The sequence below is a fragment of the Kocuria sabuli genome (assembly GCF_040981185.1).
In the GTDB taxonomy this organism is placed as follows: domain Bacteria; phylum Actinomycetota; class Actinomycetes; order Actinomycetales; family Micrococcaceae; genus Kocuria; species Kocuria sabuli.
The window spans coordinates 1-503 of sequence record NZ_JAVHZE010000127.1 but is presented as its reverse complement, the minus strand read 5'-3'; the positions used below and the strand labels follow the sequence as shown (position 1 = coordinate 503).

At 71.6% G+C, this 503-nt stretch carries 1 protein-coding gene; it reads right to left on the bottom strand.

The genetic code is table 11. From position 1 onward, the window contains the following. Positions 1–503 (bottom strand): LCP family protein (locus tag RE027_RS18250; protein ID WP_368809711.1); only part of this gene is annotated, 503 nt, incomplete at both ends.

Here is a 503-nt window from a genome sequence, read left to right as displayed (position 1 = left end):
TATGGGCCCAGATCGTCCGCCGCAACGGCCGTGCCGATGCCCGCCATCGCCTCGAGGTCCGGCAGGACCACGGACTGCCCGTCCGGGGACACGCCGAGGCCCTGGTCGGGGGCCGTGGTCATCTGCAGGTCCCCGGCGGAGAGACCGGCCAGGTCGGGGGCGAGCCCGGCGATCCACGCCGCGTCGAGCCCCTCGCTGACCGTCAGGTAGGGCGAGAAGTCGCTGACCACGGTGTGCAGCCGGACCGGGTTGAGCAGCGTCTGCGGGCCGAGCAGCCGCTCGAGAGCGGACTGGACGTAGTTGCGCTGGTTCTCCACCCGCTGGAAGTCCCCGTCCTCGAAGGCCTTGCGCTCCCGGACGAACTCGAGCGCCCGTTCCCCGTCCATGTGCTCGGGGCCCTGCTCGAAGGTCATGCCCTCGTTGGACACGAAGTCCTGGGGCACGTCGACGGTCACGCCGCCGAGGGCGTCGGTGAGGGCCTGGAAGCCGGCGAAGTCCACCTC